This is a genomic window from Chitinophagaceae bacterium (assembly GCA_016699815.1).
Lineage (GTDB): Bacteria > Bacteroidota > Bacteroidia > Chitinophagales > Chitinophagaceae > Ferruginibacter.
This window is the reverse complement of sequence record CP065012.1, coordinates 2,222,615-2,239,026: the sequence shown is the minus strand read 5'-3', so window position 1 is coordinate 2,239,026 and position 16,412 is coordinate 2,222,615. Positions and strand designations below refer to the sequence as shown.

The following is a 16,412-nucleotide window of genomic DNA, read 5'->3' as shown; positions in this document are numbered from 1 at the left end:
AAAATAGCTGAATACACTTATGAAAATAATTTTCAAAAAGGTAGAAACTGTTACTGATGAAGGAACACAACTATTAAATTCAAGTATGACGGAAATGGGAACTTAGTCAAGATAATTTATCCAGATGCCACATTGCCCGATGGAACCGTTCAAAATAATTGCGAAACTAATCTTAAATATGACCCCTCAGGTCAATTAGTAGAAGAACTTTCTCCGGAAGGAAGAAAAAAAACTTATGATTATTTCTCAAATGGAAGCGGAGCAGGTCTTGTAAAGAAAATTAAAACACACGATAGCACAGCCTCACTGATTAAATCGTTTGAGTATGATGCTTTGGGAAATATCAAAAGAGCTATTGATGGATTTGGTAATGATACTTTATTTGAACATAATCTTATTGGGCAATTGGTAAAAACTGAACTGCCTTCCGTTAATGGCAGCAGAGCCGTTTACAAGTTTGAATACAATGAGGACAGAAAAATTGCTAAAGAGTTTTGCCAAAAGGAAATTATAGCGATCCGGTTTTGAGTGGTTCATTTATCATCAATGAATACTTTTATGATGTTGCTTCATGGTTAGTTGAAGTAAGAAAATATTCCAATACAGCATCTCAACAAATCACTAAAATTCAGAGAGACTTTTTTGGAAATGTAATTAAGCTAATCAATCCAATAGGTCAGGAATTTAGAAATAAATATGATGACAGAAATTTGCTTTTAGAAGAGACTAAATTTTCAAATACAGAATTCCCTTTAAAAACAAAATACCACTATGACCGAGTTGGAAATCTTGATAAGGTAACATATCCTGACGGCAACATTGAAAACATTTAAGTATGGTGAACTGGGAAATGGTGATCCTTATGCCCGTTTAGTTTCTCAAACGAATCATCTTGGAGTTGTTCAGGAAATTTCATATGGAAGTCGTGATGAGATTACCCAAAAAATAATTAAGGATTCTCTTAATTCCATTCTGCAAACTCATACCTTTTCATTTGACGAAAAAGGCAGATTGATAGAGTCAGATATAAATGGTTTAACTTCTCAATTGTTTTATGATAAAGACAACCTCACGATAAAAGCAATTAATCATCAAAACAACGCTACAAAAATTGATTATGATGGCATTGGTAGAACTGTTTTGGTTACTGATCCATTAGGAAACCGACAGGCTAATTCTTATGATGCAAATGGAAACATTATTTCTGATAAAACTGAATCTTTTAATAGCACTTCAGGTAATTATTTATCTTTCAGCCAAGGTGTTTCTTATGATTCAAGGAACCGTCCAATACAAACTTCTGATCCTTTAGGAAACAAAGTTTCGTTTATTTATGACGACAGAAATTTAAAGACAAGTGTTATTAATGCCTTAGGACAACAAGTAAATTTGTATTATGATATTAATGGTCTAACTATCAAAACTGGTTTAATTAGAACAGGAAATGAAATCATAATAAACCAATGGAACAGAGATTTGATTGGCAGGTTGAATTCATATCAGGATGCGGAAAATAATTTGACGAAATATTTTTATGATGAAAAAAGCAATCTTTTTAAAACTCAATACCCCGATAATTCTTCAATAATTAAAGAATATGACGCTTTAGGCTTTTTGAAAAAGGAAACTGATTGCAATGGCACAATAACCAATTTCAGTTACAATCCTAAAGGTCAATTGACCCAAATGGATTTTCATGTAAATGGCGGAACACTGCCAACTCCGCCTTTGACTTATGGCTATGACAGCTTTGGAAGAATTAATTCAGTTTCAAGCGGAACTCATACCATTTCAAAAAGTTTGACAGCTTCAACAGACCTATTGAAGAAAAACAAGGGACTGAAACCATCAGGAAAATATTTGATGACATTAACAACAGCATTGCTTTGACTTTTCCTGATGGAAGAATAGATAAATACAAATTGGATGCATTAGGCAGAATCAAGGAGGTTGTATTTGAAAAGAAAGGAACTGCAAATTGTTTGATTAATGATTTTGCAGAAGGAACGATATTATCAGCATTTCAGTATGAAGGGCTGTTTTTGAATAATAAAAAATATGCGAATAAATCTGTAACAGAATATAATTATGACATTGAAGGTTGGTTATCAGGTTTTAAGGTTAAAGACAATGCTGGTAACATAATTGATGGAGAGCAATATTTGTTTGACGGTGATAAAAGAAAAAAAATCATTACCAGAGATTCTTTACCTAACACAAACAAATATTTCAGCTACGATGGACTTAGCCGACTGACTGAAAGTTATACCGGAATAAATGCAGCGATTCCAAATAACTTAAACGACCAGCCAAGTATTGATGCTTTTTTGAACGGCTTAAATCCGAATGCCGCTGCCCATAAGGAAAGTTATACTCTTTCCGACAATGATAAAAGAGCGAGTTGGAATATAGACGGAGTGCAGTTTAATACAGCATACAATAATCTCTTGCAATTAAATTCCATTTCAGGTGGAGCAAACATCAATTATACTTATGATAAAAACGGTAATCGAACTTCTGATAATTTATTCAATTATTATTATGATGCGTTTGATAACCTTTTAAAAGTTGTTCAGAAATCAGATAATGCTGTTTTGCTTGAGCATCATTATGATGGCGAAGGCAGGATAATTGAACGGAAAGAAAACAATATTTCAAACCTGTTTTTTATGACGGACTTCGTTCAATACAGGAAAAGCCGCAAGGCGGCAATACACTTCAAAATACTTTTGGGTTAGGTCTTGATGAATATATTGTTCAAAGTAAGGGACAATCAAATTATTTCTATCATCAAAACAGCGTACTTTCTTTAAGCAGCATTACTGATAATAACAGTAATCCTTTGCAATATTTTGATTTTAGTTCTTTTGGTTCTCCTGCTGTTTTTGATTCTGGGAAGAATATAATTCCGTCAAGTAATTCTTTAACTACTATTCTTTTTAGCGGAAGACCCCAAATTAAGTCAATAGATAAATATGATTTTAGAAAAAGGGTTTATGATGAGCAGGTAGGATTATTTTTTCAGAGAGACATTTCCGGACATCTAGAAAGCAATAATCAACATCAGTATTGTGCTCATGACCCAATTAACAGGCGTGATGCGTTAGGGTTAGTTTCTGACACATGGACACCAAAGCTTTCAGGCGTTGCTCCTGCAACAGAAGACGAAAGAGAAAACATGAGAAAGCTTATCAGCGATACATCTTTTGGAATCGCAAATGCAATTACAGCCGGAGGATTAAAGAAGATGGTTGAAAGAAAGTCAACAGGATTCGTTTCAGACCTCGGTGCGAATGCTTGGATTGGAGTTACTACATTATCTAATATGGCTTCCTTAGGCTTTCAAGATGCTATTTACAATGGTGTCTCTGAAACGAAAGGTGATTTAACAGATTGGCACTTTAATACCTTTGGAGAAACTGCTGGTATATTACCAGAAATAGGATATGGCTTGGCGGCATCTGTCATAGGAACTGGTAGAGGAGCTTTAGATAATGTCGTAAGCTTATTACCCATTGAGGAAGCGGAAATTTTACTCGACTCAAATTCTTCTACTGCTGATAAGTGGGGAGCTTTATTTTCGGGAATTTCTAAAGCAGCAAATATTGCCGCAATGGGTGCTGCTGGTAGAAATTTTAATCCAATGACAGGTGAGACAGGAACCGTAGGTTATGGTCTTGCCGGCCCAAAGGGAACTCAAGGTTTAGGTTCATTTTTAAAAGGACATGGTGCAGTAACCTTTGATAAGATATTTTTTGATAAAAACGGACCATCTACAGTTCGTATTCGAAAGATTGATATTCGCCCAGATAAATATCATATTGATAGGCGATTATTTAATGGAAGAGAAGATTGGAATGGAGGAAATTTTGGATATACTGATGTAAAGGTTCCAAAATCATTATTTGATAGAGCTTTAAGATCGGCTCAATCAAGATTTAATAAGAACCAAAATCTGAATGGGCAAGAAGGATTCAATATTGGCCTAAATAATTGTAGTCAGTTTGCGGGTGAAATGCTTTCAAAAGCTGGCTTAGAAATACTTTCTTCTTTTCCAAAATTAGCACAGATGAATATGGAAAAAGTTCCGTTTCTTGGTGGGACAGCAATTAAATCAGCAATTACCAATTCCGCCATTCAACAAACAGAAAAAAAGAAATAAAGCCTCACACAAAAAATACACTCTTGCAAGTCGCTTGAGCCAACGCTTAATTCAAAGCTTGCAAGAGAGTATTTTTTCTCCACCCAAGAAAAAATTAAAAAACAAAAAATCTCCCACCCTTCAAAAAAATAAAACTTCATTCCACCGCACCATGCAAACTCTGACGGACACAACGTTGAATGTAAATCACTTCGGACAAAGTGAGTGCAAACTTGATACGACACACCTTCGGACAACCAGAAGGGCATCCGGTAACAAGGTATTGCCAAAAGCGGGGGTGACGAGCTTCTATGACACTTTTATGCTTAACCGAACTTTAGTTTTTCAAATCAACAGTAGTGCTGTAACGCCCCGCCTTCGGCAATACCCGAACCGTTAGCAGCAATTATAAAACAATTACACAAGCAATATGGGACTTCCAACTACCTACTCTCAAGAATTTAAGAAATTCAAAGATTTCTTTGCAAAAATTAGAGACGCTCAAGCGCCGCCTAAATTTACCAATCAACTTCTTCTCGATTGGGGTTACAAGTCCAAAAACCATCGAGCGTTTATTCCGTTACTTAAGTCGTTAGGTTTTTTGACGTGGGATGGAGCCCTACAGAACGATATTCGGAATTTCGAAACCACGCTACATCAAAGCAAGTTATGGGTGAAGCTATAAAGGAAACTTATTCTGATATTTTTCTAATTGCTGAAAATCCTACAGCAGCTGACAGAAATTTGATTGAAGGTAAATTTAAAAGTTACCACAACACCAGTGATGTAGTAGCAGGGTTAATGAGCAAGACTTTTTATGCGTTATTAGAACTAGCGGATATTTCAGGAGTTTCAAAAGTGGTAAAAAAGACCAAAAAAATTACAGAAACAACAGAAGATGATGATGAAAATGATGACGAAGGACAATCAAAAACAAATTCACCCAAGCCAAAAGGTAGTTTAGGTCTACATTATAATATTCAAGTCCATTTGCCAGCAACAAAAGATGTTGAAGTTTATAATGCAATATTTAAATCTTTAAAAAATCACCTCCTTGAATAAGAAAAAAGATGTTAGAGATTTCCTCTTTAGAGGATTGATGTTTGAATCCGAAGTATCGTTGTTTCAAGGTGCCGGGATAAAAATTGGTGCCGATAATGATATTAACGAACAGAAAACTCATTTAGAAGCATTAGCTCCTTACAATGTCAAGCTCCGAAATAAGTCTTTAGAAATGGCAAGACTTTATTCTATTGTTTTTTGCTTTGAAAATGATGTTCGGGATTTCATAAGAGAAACATTAACAGAAAATGTTGGTATAGATTGGTGGGATAAACTATCTAGCAGAATTAAAAGTCATGCCGAGACCAGGCAAGCAACTGCACTTAAGGACTCATGGCTCGAAGGCGAAAAGACAGACTTACTTGGGTTTGTTGATTTTGGCATGTTAGGTAGTATTATTATTGAAAAGTGGGAACACTTTGGAAATATAATTCCATCCCAGCATTGGTTGAAGCAACGAATGGATGAACTTGAAAAAACTAGAAATTTTATTGCACATAACAGAATGTTATTACCATCTGAATTTCAAAGAATTTATATGTATATAGCTGACTGGAATCGAATCAACGGACAATAACTGCTGCTAACATTGGTATTGCCAATAGTGGGGCTTGACGGAATAACAATCAGCAGCAGTAATTCTATTGTGCTGTGGTTCGGGGCTTGACGAATAAAGCCCAGCTTTAGTTCTTATTATTTATCTTTAGCAAAAAGCCAGGCAGCAGTTCCGGCGGACGGGAATTCTATTTCCCCACCATCGGCAATACCTGTCCGTTGTGCGTCATACAATCGCAGCAGTTTTAATCTTTAAAGTTTAGACAATATGAGCAAAGTTTTAGGACTTGACTTAGGGACAAATTCAATTGGGTGGGCAATTATTGATACCGATAATAATCAAATCGAAAGTTGCGGAACAAGAATTTTTCCAGGCAAAGCAGTTCGACACAAAAGAATTGCAAGACAAAAGAGAAGGAACGTATTTACAATTGTCAACTTGCTTCACTTCATTTCATTTGCAACAGTTTTATTATCATTGTATGATAGAACCAGTTGGCAATTTTGGCTTAATTTATCTTTGACAACTTTTGTAGCGACACTTATTCTTTTACATCAGGACAAGAAATAAAATAATGAAGGAGCATTTCATAAACCTTTTACTTGAACAATATAAACAAGAATGTTTGTTTGAAGAGTTAGAACAAAAAGGCTTACAATTCGGAAATATCTGCGTTGATAATTTGGCTGTTGTACTCGACATCATAGGCTTTCCACGAGACAATACTCTTGAATATGACTTTCTCTACTTAAACACTGGAGGGGAAAAGCGAGAAGAAAATAAAAAAATCCCTGATGATGAAATGTTTTGTAGAGATTGGCTTGACGAGAAGTATTTCGAGATAACAAGAGAATTATTTAGTCACCAATATATTTTTGTTACCGACAAAGGACTTCAAATAGAAAAGGGTGCTGGACTTGACTTAGTGCTTCAAAGCTTTGACCAATATATTGACTGGCTTTATGAAGAGTACGAAAAATTCAAACAAGGCATCGAGTGACAAGTACGAACGCACAACAAAAGGTTTGGCAATAGGCTGGCTGAAGGAATAACAATCGGCTGTAGTTCGCTATCAGCTAAGGTTCCAGCAGACGAACAAATATCGGCTTTTTGCACTTATCTTCGGCTTTAGTTTTTCAATCGGCTGACGTTCGGGCGGAAAGTTCATTGAATACCAGCCCATCGCCAAGCCTTAAACGTTGTAGGCAATTTCACCGAAACGCTCTAAAATTTCATGTTATATTTTTCATGACATTTTTTAGAGGTCTGATGGAATCGTCTGACAAAAAATAAATGAATTTATTATATTGCAAACGGGGAAGCCGAAAACCGCATATTGAGAGAGTAGGCACAAATTGACAATTGCTTTATGGTCAAAGCTTTTATATCAACTGGACTAATTTTGTTTTGTTTATTTTTCCCTTCATGTAAGAATTGTGAAACTAAAACAATTTCATACATTGAACAGGAGCCATATCAAACGACAGAAAGTGAATTTGAAAAACTTGACTTTCATGTTTCTGATAATAAACTACATTACAATAGAGTTGAAGGTGTTATTTTAGTTGGGGACAACCCTAAACTAGAAATAAAATGTAGTGTGATAAATGACGGTCAAGAAGGTGGAGACTTCGTATTGTATGCAGTATTAACTTGCCAAGGCGATAAGGTTGAAATTAGAGAAACCAAATATATACCAGCACAAGGTATAGGAGAATTTAATGTTCGGAAAGATGTAAATCCGTTCTCGTTCAAAACAGATATTGAAGTTGAAGATTGGGGTATACTTGCACCAACAGTTTCAGTTGAGAAAGTTGTAACAAAATACAAAGATGTTGTAAAATACAAACAGTGTAATACATGTGATGGAAATTGTCCTTAGGAATTCAGATTTTATTTTTTAAGTATAACTAAATTTTAATTTTTAAACATTAAAGAATGTATATACGATTGTTAGTAACATTTTTTTTCTTTTCATTAACAACACAAGGTCAAATTAAATTTTCTTCAAAAAAGGAAGCAGCTAGTTATTTAGTAAATTCATACAACAGATATAAGTATCTGCATTTTTTGACATGGAAGCTTAATGATGATAACGATATTCTAATCAGAAGCTATAATGGGGTAAAAGAAAATGGAAAGGAATGTGCCGAGTTATGGAAAATTGGAGTAAATTATATAGAAAGCTGTAGCATTGTCGGAGATAAGTATGTTCAAATCAATTTGTTTGGCAACAACAAAGTTTATAACCTCGAAACATGTTCTGGCAAGAGATATACTCAGACTGGTTATGGCTATTATATAGAGTTTACGAAAGTTCAGGGGCTAAAAGAAAATATTTTAGCGGCAGTTAAGTATATCAGCAAAGCAAATGGCTTCAGCTATTATTCAAATTAATACCATCTAAACTAATTAACTATGCTTAAATGTAAATCCTGCAAATATTCAGTTTCTTATGACACAATTGTTTGTCCTAAATGTGGTGACCCTGATTGTGTGTACAATTTAGTACTCAATCAAAAATATAAAGAACAAGACACTTTTGAAAACTTACTAAAAGCCGCTGGGGCCTTTACTGCTTTGTTTTTAATAGGAGGTATTGCAGCCAGCTTTTCAGATATATCTGCATTAGACCCAATTAAAAAATTGGGCATAGACAAAGCAATTATTACAGGTGTAATTGGTGGCGTAATTACTGCAATTATTTACAATTTTTACAGTAAGAAAAAATCAGAAATAAAAATTTTAAGAATTAAAAAAGAAAAAACAGAGTACCTATAAACTGCCTACAACAGGCGGTTTGGCTATATGGCGGGGCGACGAATATATTCTCATCTTTTTGTTCGCTAATCAGTTTCAGTTCCAGCCGACGGAATACTAATCAGCAGCAGAATTAACAATGAACTGTTGTAACTTTATTCAGCAGCGGTTACGGGCTGACGATTTTCAAATACCGCCACATCGCCAAGCCGTGTCCGTTGCCTGCAAGCCGTCTGACTGTTTACTAAGGAACGACATCGTCTGACTTTGACTTCATCTTTCAAACTGTTTTAATTTGCTCGGCTTCTTTTGCCCGGACACATTTTAGCACATTTGCAGGCTCACAAAACCTTGACACAGACCCAAACCTGCAAAAGAGCTAAAATTTTGCTTAGCTTCGACAGAACATTACAAATTTAAAGTAACGATAATTGATGGCGACAAAGGCAAAGAACAATAATTTACAGGAAGCAAAAAACAACAAAAAAGACGAGTTTTATACACAGCTTTCCGACATTGAAAGAGAGTTAAAGTATTACAAGAAGCACTTTAAAGACAAGGTTGTTTATTGCAACTGTGACGACCCAAGAGTTAGCAATTTCTTTCACTTCTTTTCATACAACTTTGAAAAACTTGGACTTAAAAAACTAATCGCAACTTGCTATAAAAACCAAAATATGGACTTGTTCAGCCAAAACACCTCTGAACAAGCAATTTATTTAGAATACACAGGCGACAAGAACGGAAACAACGTTCCCGACCCTAATGAAATTGGCAAAAATAAATTAAAAGGTGACGGAGATTTTAGAAGTAAGGAATGTATTGAACTTTTAAAAAAAGCGGACATTGTAGTTACAAATCCGCCCTTTTCTCTATTCCGTGATTACGTTTCACAACTTATTGAATACGACAAGAAGTTTATAATTGTTGGACACCAAAACGCAATAAAATACAAGGAGATTTTTCCTTTAATTAGAGACAACAAACTTTGGTTAGGTTACGGATTTAAAGGTGGTGCAGGTCATTTCATTAATGAACATTATGAAGACTACGCAACTGCAACTGACCGAAAGGAAGGAATGATTAGGGTTTCAGGCGTTCATTGGTTTACCAATCTTGAAATAAATAAGCGACACGAAGATTTAATTCTTTACAAAAAATACACACCAGAAGAATATCCAAAGTTTGAAAATTTTGATGCTATCAACGTTGATGTAACAAAAGATATTCCCATGGACTATGACGGCTTTATGGGCATTCCAATAACCTTTATGGACAAATACAATCCTGCTCAATTCGAAATTATTGGTGTAGGAATAGCAAACTTAGGTCTTGAAATGGGAATAGAACCCTACAAACCTGAACATAAAAAATACAGAAAAGAAATTCAGAAACGTGGTGCAGTTGACGGTGATTTGTATATGATGGTTAATGGAGTTGTAACAGTTCCATATTCCCGAATAATAATCAAAAACAAGAAAGTGCAAAAATGAACATTGAACTTAAAGAAATAACAGTTCGTGAACTGACAAACGGTTATCAAGACAACGAAGAAAACGGAGTTGTCGGATATGGTGGCAAGTTGGATATTCGACCACCATATCAAAGAGAATTTATTTACAAGGACAAACAACGGGAAGCAGTCATAGACACTATTACAAAGTCGTTTCCTCTCAACGTTATGTATTGGGCTGTTCGTGAAGATGAAAATTATGAAGTGATTGACGGACAACAACGTACTATTTCAATCAGTCAATTTGTAGAAGGCGATTTTGCCTATAAAAACAGATACTTTCATAATCTGCAAAAGGACGAACAAGAGCAAGTTCTGAATTATAAACTGATGGTTTATTTATGCAGTGGTACAGACAGCGAAAAATTAGAATGGTTCAAGACCATCAACATTGCTGGCGAAAAACTAACAGAGCAAGAACTTCGTAACGCAGTTTATTCAGGTTCATGGGTAGCAGACGCCAAAAGATACTTTAGCAAAAATGGTTGTGCTGCTTATGGTTTGGGCAGCGACTATTTAAATGGTGCACCAATCCGACAAGACTATTTGGAAACCACAATCAAATGGATAAGCAAAGACAACATCGAAAAATACATGGCTGAACACCAGCATGAACCAAACGCAAATGACCTTTGGCTATATTTTCAAAGTATTATTAGTTGGATAAAGGTTGTATTCCCAAAGTACCGTAGAGAAATGAAAGGAATAAATTGGGGCTTCCTTTACAACAGTTTCAAAGACCAGAAATTAAACCATAAGAAAATTGAAAATGAAATTTCAAATCTTATGCAGGACGAAGACGTTACCAACAAAAAAGGGATTTACGAGTACGTTCTGACACGAAATGAAAGACATCTAAACATCCGTGCATTTAGTGACAATCAAAAACGGGAAGCCTACGAAAGACAAAAAGGAATTTGTCCTGTTTGCACAGAGCATTATGAAATTGAAGGAATGGAAGGCGACCACATAACACCCTGGCACGAAGGCGGAAAAACTTCTGCGGACAATTGCCAAATGTTATGCAAAGACGACAACAGACGAAAATCTGGAATATAGAAAGCAATATTTTAAAGAACAAAATGGCTCGAAAAAAGCACCACACATTTACAAAGGCACACAAGCCCAGACACAGAAGCTAACCTTTGTAAAAGAGTGTTGCTTGCAGACGCTTCTAAAACCCCTCGACTCAATTAAAACCATTTCGTTCGACAAATCGGCCAGCAGGCAACATGGGGTTTGCCAAAATGGGGGTAGACGGAAGCCGTGTTTCAACTTTTTGTAATTCTATTGGGCTGCATATCCAGCTGGACGTAATTCTATTTAGCTATGTGCATATCATCAACTTTTATTTATAAATTTAGCTTCAGTTAGCCGGGGCGGACGGATTTCTATTTCCCCCACTTCGGCAAGCCCTGAACGTTGTGTGCCATATATCCCGAGAGTTCGCTAAAAAAATACCTAAAAAAGTTTCGTTATGATGAAACTTTTATTATTTTTGCTTCGTTGGACTAATTAACGAATGGACAAACTTTTTGAAATAACATTTTTGGACGAAGCGTTTGAATTCTTGAAAGGGTTAGATAGAAAGCATTACGAAAAAATTATTTATAACATTCGTAAAGCACAAACTGGAAACGACCCTGAACTATTCAAAAAACTTAATAACGAAATTTGGGAATTCAGAACATTATATCAAGGACTTCAATATAGGTTGCTTGCTTTTTGGGACAAGACATCCACTACCGAAACATTGGTTATTTCGACACACGGATTTATTAAAAAAGAAGTAAAGTTCCTGACAATGAAATTCAAAAAGCCATTGGACAACGAACTAAATATTTTGAAGAGAAACTATTAAAAAATAAGAAAAAATGAAAACATACACATTAGACCAAGTGCAGGACGAACTTATCGGAAAGATAGGAACTGCGGAAAGAGACCTTTTCAGTATGAACTTCAAATGGACTTAATTGGAAAAGCGATTAAACAGACAAGACAAGAACGTAAATTGACACAAGAAGATTTAGGAAAACTTATTGGTGTTCAGAAAGCCCAAATATCACGACTTGAAAACAATGCAAGCAACGTAACTATGGACACTTTGTTAAGAGTTTTTACGGCTTTGAAAGCAAAAGTGAAATTACAAGTAGAATTATCAAATTTAAACATAAGTGTTGGCCAATAATACGGCACACAACAAAAAAATTGGCGATAGAGCCGGTGAAGTGCTTCTATTGAACTTTTGTACAAGATTGAAGAGTTGTAATTCTATTCAACTTTTGTGCTAAAAGTCGGCTCCATCGCCAATTTTCCAACCGTTATAGGCTATTGTAAATGACGACTACGAAAAACATAATATTTTGGACAGTGACGACTTTAGCAACAGCATTTTTCGGACTGTTGACATTTATGTCGTTTGACGAATGGTGGACGGTTAAAATCAAAAAACAAACAGACAATTATCCTTGGGGACCAATTAATGATAACCCTTGGTATTACGACACACCAAATTTGTATTCGTCCGTAATGCTGACAGAAGGAATTTTGTTCACTATTGCATTGACAGTTTTAGCAAGACAACTACTAAAAAAAGACAAGACAAAAATTTTATACACATTACTTGTTTGCTTCGGACTTTTCATCGCAATGCTTGTAAATGGACAAATAAGATGAAGCGAATTTTAACAATTATAGGATTTTGTGTATTAGGACTTGTGGTAACATTCGTTTTGAATTTCTTCATTTTGGAAAGACTAATAATTCCTGACCCTTGTTACTATCATTCACACGACACAAACAAAATTTTTGACCTCTTTTACGAATTGACAGCAGGAGAAGGTTTTCATCCGACACCGACAATTTTAAATTTAGTTTTAACTTTGACGGCAGGAATTATTGTAGGGCTTGTTTTGGGTATAAGACGAACATCAAAATGACGATAAACAAAACAACAACAGCCTATAACAGCAGTTTGGCAAAATGGCGGGTTCAGTGCTAAATTCAAGTTCAGTTCTTCGATTGAACTTTTGTGCAAAACTGAACATTTGTGCTTCGATTTCCGCCACTTCGCCAAGCTGCAAAACGTTAGCTGCAACCCTATTGGACACTTTCCAATTATTCAAGCGGACATTTTTGGCGACACTTCAAGGACACTTTGTAACCCTGCTGACAATTTTGTATTTAAGTATTTGCTTAAATAAGTAATCTTCACTACTTTTGACACGACAAACAAAATTGACAATGGCAAACGACACTTGCATACGGCTTCAGGCAGACATAGAACAAATCAAAAGTTGCCGTGAAAAATTAAAAGCAAATTCAAAATCATTTTTGCAGTTAGGACAAGTTCTTGCTTTGGCAGGTAACGAAGTTCGGTTGAAAATTCTGTTTCTGCTTGAAGAAGAAAACGAACTTTGCCCCTGTGACCTTAGCGATATTTTAGGAATGAGTATTCCTGCAATTTCCCAACACTTACGCAAACTAAAAGACGGCAACATTATTGAAGCCAGAAAAGTAGGCCAAACTATTTTCTATTCTTTACGCAGCGAACATTTAAAAGTTTTAAGACCGTTCTTTAAAATAATCAATCAACAAAATTTGGCGGCCGTATGACAACGAAAACAAAAAATAGCAAAAGTTGGGTTGCAGGGATTTTTGCTGCAGTTGCAGCTTCTCTTTGTTGCATCACACCTGTTTTAGCTTTCTTAGGCGGTGCAAGCGGACTTGCTTCTTCGTTTTCGTGGATTGAGCCTTTTCGTCCTTATTTAATCGGTTTGACAATTGCAGTTTTTGCATTTGCCTGGTATCAAAAACTAAAACCACAAAAGCAAGTTGACTGCGACTGTAAAGGAGATAATAAAAAATCATTTTGGCAATCAAAATTATTTTTAGCAATCGTTACTGTGGTTGCAGGACTATTAATTGCATTTCCTTACTACGCAAAAGTGTTTTATCCAAAACCACAACAAGCAAAAGTTATTATTGTTGATAAAAGCAATATACAGACAGCGGAATTTAAAATAAAAGGTATGACCTGTGAAGGCTGTACAGAACATATAAACAGCGAACTTTCAAAAACATCGGGAGTGATTGAGTACAATACTTCTTACGAAAAAGGCAACAGTCTTGTGAAGTTTGACAACAGTAAAACTTCCGTTGACAGCCTTGTATCCGTCATAAATAAAACTGGCTATAAAGTAACTTCTCAATCTGTAATCAACAACTAATGGACAAAACTATCATACTTCAATCTGTTATTACTTGTCCCATTTGTGGACACAAACAAGAAGAAACAATGCCAACAGATGCTTGCCAGTATTTTTATGAGTGTTCAAGTTGCAAGACACGACTTAAACCAAAAGAGGGCGACTGTTGCGTTTATTGCAGTTACGGGACAGTAAAATGTCCACCAATGCAATTGGGAACATCCTGCTGTTCGTAGCGACGAAGGGTATGCAGCTAACAGCGAGGTTTGCTGCTATGCTGGCTGACGAATATATACTCATCATTCTTTTCGCTATCAGCTTTTGTTCGGGCTGAAGAATATAAATGAGCTTTAGTTGTTACCTTCATCATCAGTTTTTCAATCGGCTGCGGCTCCGGGCTGGACATTATAAAATACCAGCACAGCAGCAAGCCCCAACGTTATGCGCAACCTTTTTGGGACACCACATTAACTAAACACATTACCTTTGACAGAATAACAAAGACATTTAAAGAAGAGTGAAAAGGACAATTAAGTATTACAGAATCATTTGGCTTAAACACGACTTACCTGCCGGACTTTCCGTTTTTTGTTGCACTTCCGCTTTGCCTTGGGATTGCATTGGCTTCGGGTGCGCCACTTTACGCAGGGATTTTAACAGGCATCATAGGTGGACTTATGGTTTCACTCATCAGTGGTTCTCAACTTGCCGTTTCGGGACCTGCGGCTGGCTTGACAACATTGGTTGCCGCTTCCATCATTTCGCTGGGCGACTATAAAATATTTCTGCTTACAGTTGTAATAGCTGGCTTGTTTCAACTCATTCTTGGGCTTTTGAAAATGGGTGTAATTGCCAATTATTTTCCTTCATCGGTTATTAAAGGAATGTTAGCTGCAATCGGCATTATTCTTATCACTAAACAAATTCCTATTGCCTTGGGATATGACCAACCTGATTTTTGGGCAGGCGGAATTTTAAAATTGTTTTCAGGCAAAGATGTTCCTGCTAATCTTGACGGTTTCAGACATCATGTAACTGCCGGTACTCTGCTAATTTCAATTCTTTCAATTGTAATTTTTCGTATGTTACAATTACCATTTGCACATAAATTAAAAACAATTCCTGCGCCATTATTAGTCGTTGTTTTAGGAATAGTTATCAACTTAATTTTTAGTAGTGCAACATCAGGGTTTTCTCTAAAACATACTCAATTAGTAAATATTCCAACGAATATTTTGAAGAAATTTCGTTTCCCGATTTCACTAAACTTTTCAGCAATACTGAAATATGGAAGGACGGAATAACAATTGGACTGCTTGCAACACTTGAAACTTTGCTTTGTATTGAAGCCATTGACAAATTAGACAGACGTAACCGCATAACACCTATAAATCGGGAACTGGTTGCACAAGGAATTGGAAATATGACTTGCGGACTTTTAGGCGCAATTCCAATGACAGCAGTTGTTGTAAGAGGCTCGGCAAATGTTGACGCAGGGAAGGACAAAACTTTCAGCATTCACACTGGACTTTTCTTTTGCTTGCGGTATTACTTGTTCCATTTCTGCTCAACAAAATTCCTTACGCTTCGCTTGCAGCCATTCTCATTATCACTGGTTACAACTTGACAAAACCTAAACTCTATCGCAATATGTGGAGTTTAGGATGGAAACAATTTTGCCGTTCATACTCGCCATTCTTGCAACAGACCTGCTTATTGGGGTGAGTATAGGCTTGCTGTTATCCACATACTTTATCATTCGCAGTAACTTTAAAACGGAATATAAAATCACGAAAAAGACAATTAATGAGATTGAAACTGAACATATCAAACTCAACTCTGACGTTACATTCCTGAACAAAGTGAGTTTAAAGAAAGCATTGGACGAAGTAGCTGAAAATAGTGTGCCGACAATTGACGGCAGCAGTGTAATTTTATTGACTACGATATTCTTGAAATTATTAGTGAATTTGAAAACAAGGCAAAGGAAAGACATTAGAACTGCGGTTAATTGGTATAGAAAAAGTAAACGTAACAGCTTACTGACAATGAAATATGAAACGAGGACACAATTAGGGAAGGACAGCAAGGCGCGCATAACACGGGATTGCCAATAGTGGGGCTTGACGGAAGAACAATCAGCGGTAATTCTATTGTGCTGCGGTTCGGGGC

At 35.9% G+C, this 16,412-nt stretch carries 19 protein-coding genes and 3 pseudogenes; all 22 read left to right on the top strand.

Annotated features, from left to right (window positions below; genetic code table 11):
- The first annotated feature begins 72 nt into the window (after positions 1 to 72).
- The 22 genes and pseudogenes from IPO46_10030 (at position 73) to IPO46_09925 (ending at position 16,357) form a co-directional block, all read left to right on the top strand.
- Positions 73 to 528, top strand: a complete 456-nt coding sequence (locus IPO46_10030; GenBank protein ID QQS64372.1) for an RHS repeat protein — start codon at positions 73 to 75, stop codon at positions 526 to 528.
- Positions 525 to 833 carry an RHS repeat protein gene (locus IPO46_10025; GenBank protein QQS62442.1) on the top strand — a complete coding sequence of 103 codons (309 nt, stop codon included), beginning with the start codon at positions 525 to 527 and terminating at the stop codon, positions 831 to 833. The genes IPO46_10030 and IPO46_10025 overlap by 4 nt, the downstream gene beginning before the upstream one ends.
- Entirely contained in the window at positions 820 to 1,890 is a 1,071-nt protein-coding gene (locus IPO46_10020) for an RHS repeat protein (protein QQS62441.1), read from the top strand. Before IPO46_10025 ends, IPO46_10020 begins: the two co-directional genes overlap by 14 nt.
- Positions 1,887 to 2,738: a hypothetical protein gene (locus tag IPO46_10015; GenBank protein QQS62440.1), complete on the top strand. Its 852-nt coding sequence runs from the start codon at positions 1,887 to 1,889 to the stop codon at positions 2,736 to 2,738. The genes IPO46_10020 and IPO46_10015 overlap by 4 nt, the downstream gene beginning before the upstream one ends.
- A gap of 104 nt (positions 2,739 to 2,842) precedes the next feature.
- Positions 2,843 to 4,162, top strand: coding sequence for a hypothetical protein (locus IPO46_10010; protein ID QQS62439.1), 1,320 nt, complete (start codon positions 2,843 to 2,845; stop codon positions 4,160 to 4,162).
- A 409-nt stretch (positions 4,163 to 4,571) separates the two neighbouring features.
- Entirely contained in the window at positions 4,572 to 4,826 is a 255-nt protein-coding gene (locus tag IPO46_10005; protein ID QQS62438.1) for a DUF5343 domain-containing protein, read from the top strand.
- Positions 4,748 to 5,203: a DUF5343 domain-containing protein gene (locus tag IPO46_10000; protein ID QQS62437.1), complete on the top strand. Its 456-nt coding sequence runs from the start codon at positions 4,748 to 4,750 to the stop codon at positions 5,201 to 5,203. The genes IPO46_10005 and IPO46_10000 overlap by 79 nt, the downstream gene beginning before the upstream one ends.
- Positions 5,204 to 5,240: 37 nt before the next feature.
- Entirely contained in the window at positions 5,241 to 5,780 is a 540-nt protein-coding gene (locus IPO46_09995) for a hypothetical protein (protein ID QQS64371.1), read from the top strand.
- A gap of 246 nt (positions 5,781 to 6,026) precedes the next feature.
- Positions 6,027 to 6,329 (top strand): hypothetical protein, encoded by a 303-nt coding sequence (locus IPO46_09990; protein QQS62436.1) that lies wholly within the window; start codon positions 6,027 to 6,029, stop codon positions 6,327 to 6,329.
- A 4-nt stretch (positions 6,330 to 6,333) separates the two neighbouring features.
- Positions 6,334 to 6,759 (top strand): hypothetical protein, encoded by a 426-nt coding sequence (locus tag IPO46_09985; GenBank protein QQS62435.1) that lies wholly within the window; start codon positions 6,334 to 6,336, stop codon positions 6,757 to 6,759.
- A 369-nt stretch (positions 6,760 to 7,128) separates the two neighbouring features.
- A complete protein-coding gene (locus tag IPO46_09980; protein QQS62434.1) occupies positions 7,129 to 7,641 on the top strand; it encodes a hypothetical protein in 513 nt (170 codons plus the stop codon).
- Positions 7,642 to 7,697: 56 nt separating this feature from the next.
- Positions 7,698 to 8,156, top strand: coding sequence for a hypothetical protein (locus IPO46_09975; GenBank protein ID QQS62433.1), 459 nt, complete (start codon positions 7,698 to 7,700; stop codon positions 8,154 to 8,156).
- Positions 8,157 to 8,177: 21 nt separating this feature from the next.
- A complete protein-coding gene (locus IPO46_09970; GenBank protein QQS62432.1) occupies positions 8,178 to 8,540 on the top strand; it encodes a hypothetical protein in 363 nt (120 codons plus the stop codon).
- Positions 8,541 to 8,953: 413 nt separating this feature from the next.
- The gene (locus IPO46_09965) at positions 8,954 to 10,012 is read left to right on the top strand and encodes an adenine-specific methyltransferase EcoRI family protein (GenBank protein QQS62431.1); all 1,059 of its coding nucleotides are present in this window, start codon (positions 8,954 to 8,956) and stop codon (positions 10,010 to 10,012) included.
- On the top strand, positions 10,009 to 11,091 hold the full coding sequence (locus IPO46_09960) for a DUF262 domain-containing protein (GenBank protein ID QQS62430.1): 1,083 nt from the start codon (positions 10,009 to 10,011) through the stop codon (positions 11,089 to 11,091). Before IPO46_09965 ends, IPO46_09960 begins: the two co-directional genes overlap by 4 nt.
- Before the next feature lie 463 nt (positions 11,092 to 11,554).
- Positions 11,555 to 11,910 (top strand): annotated as a pseudogene (locus tag IPO46_09955) (type II toxin-antitoxin system RelE/ParE family toxin).
- A pseudogene (locus IPO46_09950) lies at positions 11,907 to 12,220 on the top strand (helix-turn-helix transcriptional regulator). The pseudogenes IPO46_09955 and IPO46_09950 overlap by 4 nt, the downstream one beginning before the upstream one ends.
- A gap of 182 nt (positions 12,221 to 12,402) precedes the next feature.
- Positions 12,403 to 12,708, top strand: a complete 306-nt coding sequence (locus IPO46_09945) for a hypothetical protein (GenBank protein ID QQS62429.1) — start codon at positions 12,403 to 12,405, stop codon at positions 12,706 to 12,708.
- A 567-nt stretch (positions 12,709 to 13,275) separates the two neighbouring features.
- On the top strand, positions 13,276 to 13,647 hold the full coding sequence (locus tag IPO46_09940) for a helix-turn-helix transcriptional regulator (GenBank protein QQS62428.1): 372 nt from the start codon (positions 13,276 to 13,278) through the stop codon (positions 13,645 to 13,647).
- The gene (gene merTP / locus IPO46_09935) at positions 13,644 to 14,261 is read left to right on the top strand and encodes a mercuric transport protein MerTP (protein ID QQS62427.1); all 618 of its coding nucleotides are present in this window, start codon (positions 13,644 to 13,646) and stop codon (positions 14,259 to 14,261) included. The genes IPO46_09940 and merTP overlap by 4 nt, the downstream gene beginning before the upstream one ends.
- 523 nt (positions 14,262 to 14,784) lie before the next feature.
- Positions 14,785 to 15,965: pseudogene (locus tag IPO46_09930) on the top strand (SulP family inorganic anion transporter).
- Positions 15,905 to 16,357: a hypothetical protein gene (locus tag IPO46_09925; GenBank protein QQS64429.1), complete on the top strand. Its 453-nt coding sequence runs from the start codon at positions 15,905 to 15,907 to the stop codon at positions 16,355 to 16,357. The pseudogene IPO46_09930 and the gene IPO46_09925 overlap by 61 nt, the downstream one beginning before the upstream one ends.
- Positions 16,358 to 16,412 lie beyond the last annotated feature (55 nt).

Excerpts from the sequence above, each read along its gene's own strand:
- IPO46_10005 (QQS62438.1), top strand. The coding sequence starts at position 4,572 with ATGGGACTTCCAACTACCTACTCTCAAGAATTTAAGAAATTCAAAGAT.
- IPO46_09995 (QQS64371.1), top strand. The coding sequence starts at position 5,241 with ATGTTTGAATCCGAAGTATCGTTGTTTCAAGGTGCCGGGATAAAAATT.
- IPO46_09990 (QQS62436.1), top strand. The coding sequence starts at position 6,027 with ATGAGCAAAGTTTTAGGACTTGACTTAGGGACAAATTCAATTGGGTGG.
- IPO46_09985 (QQS62435.1), top strand. The coding sequence starts at position 6,334 with ATGAAGGAGCATTTCATAAACCTTTTACTTGAACAATATAAACAAGAA.
- IPO46_09980 (QQS62434.1), top strand. The coding sequence starts at position 7,129 with ATGGTCAAAGCTTTTATATCAACTGGACTAATTTTGTTTTGTTTATTT.
- IPO46_09975 (QQS62433.1), top strand. The coding sequence starts at position 7,698 with ATGTATATACGATTGTTAGTAACATTTTTTTTCTTTTCATTAACAACA.
- IPO46_09970 (QQS62432.1), top strand. The coding sequence starts at position 8,178 with ATGCTTAAATGTAAATCCTGCAAATATTCAGTTTCTTATGACACAATT.
- IPO46_09965 (QQS62431.1), top strand. The coding sequence starts at position 8,954 with ATGGCGACAAAGGCAAAGAACAATAATTTACAGGAAGCAAAAAACAAC.
- IPO46_09960 (QQS62430.1), top strand. The coding sequence starts at position 10,009 with ATGAACATTGAACTTAAAGAAATAACAGTTCGTGAACTGACAAACGGT.
- IPO46_09940 (QQS62428.1), top strand. The coding sequence starts at position 13,276 with ATGGCAAACGACACTTGCATACGGCTTCAGGCAGACATAGAACAAATC.
- merTP (QQS62427.1), top strand. The coding sequence starts at position 13,644 with ATGACAACGAAAACAAAAAATAGCAAAAGTTGGGTTGCAGGGATTTTT.
- IPO46_09925 (QQS64429.1), top strand. The coding sequence starts at position 15,905 with ATGGAAACAATTTTGCCGTTCATACTCGCCATTCTTGCAACAGACCTG.